General features: G+C 60.9%; 5 protein-coding genes and 1 pseudogene. 2 read left to right on the forward strand and 4 right to left on the reverse strand.

All coding sequences use genetic code 11. The annotated features are described in order from the left end of the window. Positions 1-1,679: pseudogene (locus ACEW8G_RS02910) on the reverse strand (DNA-directed RNA polymerase subunit beta); the annotation flags it as partial. A gap of 391 nt (positions 1,680-2,070) precedes the next feature. Here ACEW8G_RS02910 and ACEW8G_RS02915 point away from each other — a divergent pair. Further along, entirely contained in the window at positions 2,071-2,514 is a 444-nt protein-coding gene (locus ACEW8G_RS02915) for a host attachment family protein (RefSeq protein ID WP_373486947.1), read from the forward strand. 95 nt (positions 2,515-2,609) lie between these two features. On the opposite strand, the gene rplL is transcribed toward ACEW8G_RS02915, so the two are convergent. Both rplL and rplJ read right to left on the reverse strand, forming a co-directional pair. After that, positions 2,610-2,984 carry a 50S ribosomal protein L7/L12 gene (gene rplL, locus ACEW8G_RS02920; RefSeq protein ID WP_373486948.1) on the reverse strand — a complete coding sequence of 125 codons (375 nt, stop codon included), beginning with the start codon at positions 2,982-2,984 and terminating at the stop codon, positions 2,610-2,612. A gap of 73 nt (positions 2,985-3,057) precedes the next feature. Continuing rightward, a complete protein-coding gene (gene rplJ / locus ACEW8G_RS02925; RefSeq protein ID WP_373486951.1) occupies positions 3,058-3,573 on the reverse strand; it encodes a 50S ribosomal protein L10 in 516 nt (171 codons plus the stop codon). A 500-nt stretch (positions 3,574-4,073) separates the two neighbouring features. On the opposite strand from rplJ, the gene ACEW8G_RS02930 reads away from it, so the two are divergent. Continuing rightward, a complete protein-coding gene (locus ACEW8G_RS02930) occupies positions 4,074-4,730 on the forward strand; it encodes an RBBP9/YdeN family alpha/beta hydrolase (RefSeq protein ID WP_373486949.1) in 657 nt (218 codons plus the stop codon). Between the two features lie 17 nt (positions 4,731-4,747). Here the strand turns inward: ACEW8G_RS02930 and ACEW8G_RS02935 are convergent. Next, the coding region (locus tag ACEW8G_RS02935) for a transglutaminase family protein (protein ID WP_373486950.1) at positions 4,748-5,157 on the reverse strand (410 nt) is incomplete at its 5' end.

Consider the following 5,157-nt stretch of genomic DNA (forward strand, 5'->3'; position numbering starts at 1 on the left):
GCGCGCTCACGCGTCAAGCCGCCCGGCCCGAGCGCCGACACGCGGCGCTTGTGGGTGACTTCGGCCAGCGGGTTGGTCTGGTCCATGAACTGCGAGAGCTGCGACGAGCCGAAGAATTCACGCACCGCGGCAACCGCTGGCTTGGCGTTGATCAGATCGTTGGGCATGACCGTGGACACGTCAACGGAGCTCATCCGCTCCTTGACCGCACGCTCCATGCGCAGCAGGCCGACGCGATACTGATTTTCCAGCAGCTCGCCCACCGAACGCACACGCCGGTTGCCAAGGTTGTCGATGTCATCGACTTCGCCCTTGCCATCCTTCAGGTTCACCAAAGTCTTGACGACCGCCAGTATGTCCTCGCGCCGCAGCGTGGTGACGGTGTCCTCGCAATCGAGTTCCAGACGCATGTTGAGCTTGACGCGGCCCACAGCCGACAGGTCATAACGCTCGCCATCGAAGAACAGGCCTTCGAACAGCGCATCGGCGGTTTCGCGCGTCGGCGGCTCGCCGGGGCGCATGACGCGATAGATCGCATCGAGGCCCATGTCGCGATTGTCGGCCTTGTCGGCCTTCATCGTGTTGCGGATCCACGGGCCGGTGGTGACATGATCGATGTCGAGCAGCACGAGCTGGTCGATCCCGGCGGAATCGAGCTTTTCAAGGTTTTCTGCGGTGACTTCGTCGCCCGCCTCGATGTAGATTTCGCCGGTCTTTTCGTTGACCAGATCATAGGCGCTGTAGCGGCCGAAAATTTCTTCCGTGGGGATCAGCAGCGTCGTCAAACCATCTTTCGAAGCCTTGAGCGCCGCGCGCGGGGTGATCTTTTCGCCCGCCTTGAAGGCGACTTCGCCGGTGTTGGCATCGACGATGTCAAACGCAGGCTTCAGCCCGCGCCACTGTTCGACCACGAACGGAATCTTCCAGCCGCCGGTGCCACGTTCGTAAACAACCTTGTCGTAGAAGTTGTCGAGGATTTCTTCATCGTTCAGCCCCAGAGCATAGAGCAATGAGGTGACCGGCAGCTTGCGCTTGCGGTCGATACGCACATTGACGATGTCCTTGGCGTCGAATTCGAAATCGAGCCACGAACCGCGATACGGGATGACGCGTGCGGCAAACAGATATTTGCCCGACGAATGCGTCTTGCCGCGATCATGATCGAACAACACGCCCGGCGAGCGGTGCATCTGGCTGACGATCACGCGCTCGGTGCCGTTGATCACAAAGGTGCCGTTCTCGGTCATGAGCGGCATGTCGCCCATATAGACGTCCTGCTCCTTGATATCGATCAGGCTCTTGGTTTCGGTCTCTGAGTCCACCTCGAACGTCGCGAGCTTGAGCGTGACCTTCATCGGCGCAGCATAGGTGATCCCGCGCTGGCGGCACTCGGTGACGTCGTATTTGGGGGGCTCAAGGACGTAACCGTCCTTTTCCTTGATATCGAGGCTGGCGGTGCCCGCGAAATCCTGGATCGGGAACACGCTGCGCAGCGTCTTTTCAAGGCCCGAGACATAGCCGATCGAATGGTCCGACCGCAGGAACTGCTCATAGCTTTCGCGCTGAACCTCGATGAGGTTCGGCATTTCACTAACTTCGTGGATGTCGCCGAAAATCTTGCGGATGCGCTTGTTGGGGACCGGCTTTTTGTTGACCGGTACAGTCGCCTGGGTTGCCATATGTCAGATATCGCCTTTTGTTCATGCTCGATTCGCGGCGCATCAGACAGCAAAAGGCCGCAGGTCCTAGAGGGTAGGACCGCAGCCTATCGCGTCTGATTGATCCGAAAAAATTCATTCGTCCAGCAGGCCCGCGCAAAACCCGCCATGTCTCGAAACTTTCGGTGAGTGCGTCATATATGCAGCGTTGTTGGACTTGTCAAACAGCCAGAACGCATAAGAGGCCACGCCCCCGGATGCCGCAATCAGGCGGGGAACTCAACAGGGCCGCCTCGCGTCTTATGTCTACGGGGCTGCGCATCACTCCGCATCTGCATGGGTCGCCTCGCCGACCTAAAGTCTGCATGCCTCACGCCACGTCACAGATCGACACATGACAAGGAACCATTGCATGAAACTCGCCCAAGACACGCTCGTCCTCGTCGCTGACAGCGAGAAGGCACTGTTCCTGCGCAACACCGGCGCTGCCGGTCAGATCGAACTTGAGGTTGAGCAGGCCAAGGAGCTCGCCGCCGCCCCGGCGCAGGACCAGAATTCGGGAATGGCAACGCAAGTACAAGCTAGAAGCGAAGGCAGCCGCAGTGCGGTTCAGGAAAGCGACTGGCACCAGATTGCGCGTGAGCGCTTCGCCCGCGATCTCGCCGATCTGCTCTACAAACGCGCGATCAAGGGGGATTTCAAATCGCTGGTATTGGTCGCCGCACCGGCGCTGCTGGGCGAACTGCGCCCCGCGCTGCACAAGGAGGTGACGAGCCGCGTCACCGGCGAACTCGCCAAGGACTTGACCAACCACCCGATCGGCGACATCGCATCACACCTGAACAGCGCTGGCTGATCCGTCAGCTCAAACCGGACACACAAAAAAGGGCGGCCTGCGCGAAGCAGACCGCCCTTTTTTCATTCCCCCGCCCGAAGGCGAAGCGACCAGGATTACTTGAGTTCGACGGTGCCGCCGGCAGCTTCGATCTTCGCCTTGATTTCTTCGGCTTCTGCCTTGCTGACAGCTTCCTTGATCGCCTTGGGAGCGCTTTCGACCAGGGTCTTGGCTTCGGTCAGGCCAAGCTGGGTGATCGCACGGACTTCCTTGATGACCTGGATCTTCTTGCCGCCGTCGCCGGTCAGGATCACGTCGAATTCAGTCTGCTCTTCAGCAGCCGGAGCCGCAGCGCCGCCAGCTGGCGCAGCCACAGCAACCGCAGCAGCGGCCGAAACGCCCCATGCTTCTTCAAGCGCCTTCGACAGTTCAGCGGCTTCCAGAACAGTCAGCTTCGAGAGGTCTTCAACCAGTTTTGCAATATCTGCCATTTTAAGTCTCCAATGTTCAATTCAATTTACATGCCGCCAGCACCGCGCGGCGCGGGCGGATAATCATTTTGCTTCAAGCGTCTTCTTTGGCCGCATAGGCACCGAACACGCGGGCAAGCTGCCCGGCCGGTGCCTGAATGACCTGAACAACCTTGGTTGCCGGGGCATTGACGAGACCAATGATCTTGGCGCGCAGTTCATCGAGCGACGGCATCAAGGCAAGCGCCTTCACCCCTTCGGCATCAAGGAACGTATCGCCCATCGCGCCGCCGACAATTTCAAGCTTGTCATTGTCTTTGGCGAAATTGACCGCAACCTTGGCTGCGGCGACCGGATCAGACGATGTCGCGAGCGCAATCGGCCCGGTCAGCAGATCGGTGATGGACGCATAAGGTGTGCCCACCGCTGCCAGCTTGGCCAGACGGTTCTTCGTGACTTTGTAGCTGGCGCCCTCATCGCGCATCTTCGTCCGCAGTTCGGTGGACTTTGCGACGGTAAGACCCAGGTTACGGGTTACCACCACCACACCGGCGTCGGCGAAGGTAGCGTTCAGCGAAGCAACAGCGGCTTCTTTTTCAGCACGATCCATGCTGGTCTCCTTCCACATGGGTGCGCCGAACGACATTGAGCCGCGCGGGGATACACCCGGTTCATTGCGCAATGCACACGCACACCATCGCTGGCGCTTGGCACACTGCATTCGGTCCGTGGGGGGTTTGCCGAGCCGGTTGAACGCGCGCATGGAGCGCAGGAGGTTCAAAATGGCCACGTCCGCAATTGCATCAAATGCAAAGGCGGTAAAAAACTGGTCCCCGTCTAGGCTGGACATTAAGCAGGGCAAATTCCCTGCACCAACTGTCTCGGACGGCAATCAGATCAGCCTTGCGGCGTCTCTGGTCGATGCGGGCCATTAGCAGGTGGCGGGAGAGAGTCAAGCGCGAACAGCCCGTCAGCAGGGCGCAGCGGGGCGTCAACTGGTCGCAAACTTATTGTCAATTAAATTAGTTGAGTTAATGTGGTTGTCACCGGCTGACGATAAGCCGCAGGCGCCAGCCTATCCCGGTTGTCGCACACAAACGGAGATGTCCCATGCCTGGAATTCATGCCCGTGACCATCAAGACCCCACGATTCTGACAGTGCCCGGCCTCGACAACAGCTGCTCTGCGCATTGGCAGGCATTGTGGGAGCAGCAGTGGCTGAACTGCCACCGCGTTGACATGGGCAACTGGCAGACGCCGAATAGCAACGCCTGGGTCAACCGGCTCAATCTGGCGATCCGGCAGACCGCAGGGCCGATCATTCTGGTGGCGCACAGCCTTGGTTGCCATGCGGTGGCGTGGTGGGCGGCGCTTGAGCGGCCCACGACATCCGGCCCGGTGGTGGGCGCGTTGCTGGTCGCCCCGCCAGAGGTTGACAGCGCCCCGGCCGATCCGCGCCTCAATGCATTCGCGCCATCCGCGCGCGGCGTGTTGCCCTTCCCCAGCATCGTCGTCGGCAGCCGCAACGATCCGTACATTACCCCGGACCGAGCTTACCGTCTGGCCAGTCTCTGGGGCGCCGACCATGTCGATGCGGGCCGCATAGGCCATATCAACAGCAAGTCAGACATCGGTGACTGGGCGTTCGGCAAATCGCTCCTCGCGCGGCTACTCGATGCAGTCGAGCCCATACGCAAAGGCATGGACGACGCCGCGCATCTGCCACGCCCCGGCGCAACCGACCGGCGGGCGGATCTCAGCCAGTAAGCCGGGCCGCAGGCGGTTCACGCCCGCGTCACCGACACCGTTTGCTCCACAAATTCCATCGGGCCGTAACCGGTGAGGAAGGCGACGTCGAGCGCGTCGCGGCCGACGCCGATTTTGGCCATGTCGCTTGCCTGCGCCATGCCGGTGGGATCGACGAGGTGCCATGCGCCGCCTCCGCCGCTGGCGTTGGCCAAAAACACTTCGGCCACGGCGTGAAAATCGGGCGGGGTGACATCGGGCGCGTAGACGCTGACAAAGCGCGCGGGGATGCACGCGGCGCGCGCGAGCACCACCATCATGTGCGCAAAATCGCGGCACACGCCCTGCCGCGTGACGAAGGTGTCGAGCGCGGTGGTCGATCCGTCGCTGCTGCCCGGCTGATAGCTGAAATGTTCGTGGATCCAGTCGCGCATCGCCGCAATCCGCG

It is taken from the genome of Blastomonas sp., assembly GCF_041747255.1.
Classification (GTDB): Bacteria; Pseudomonadota; Alphaproteobacteria; order Sphingomonadales; family Sphingomonadaceae; genus Blastomonas.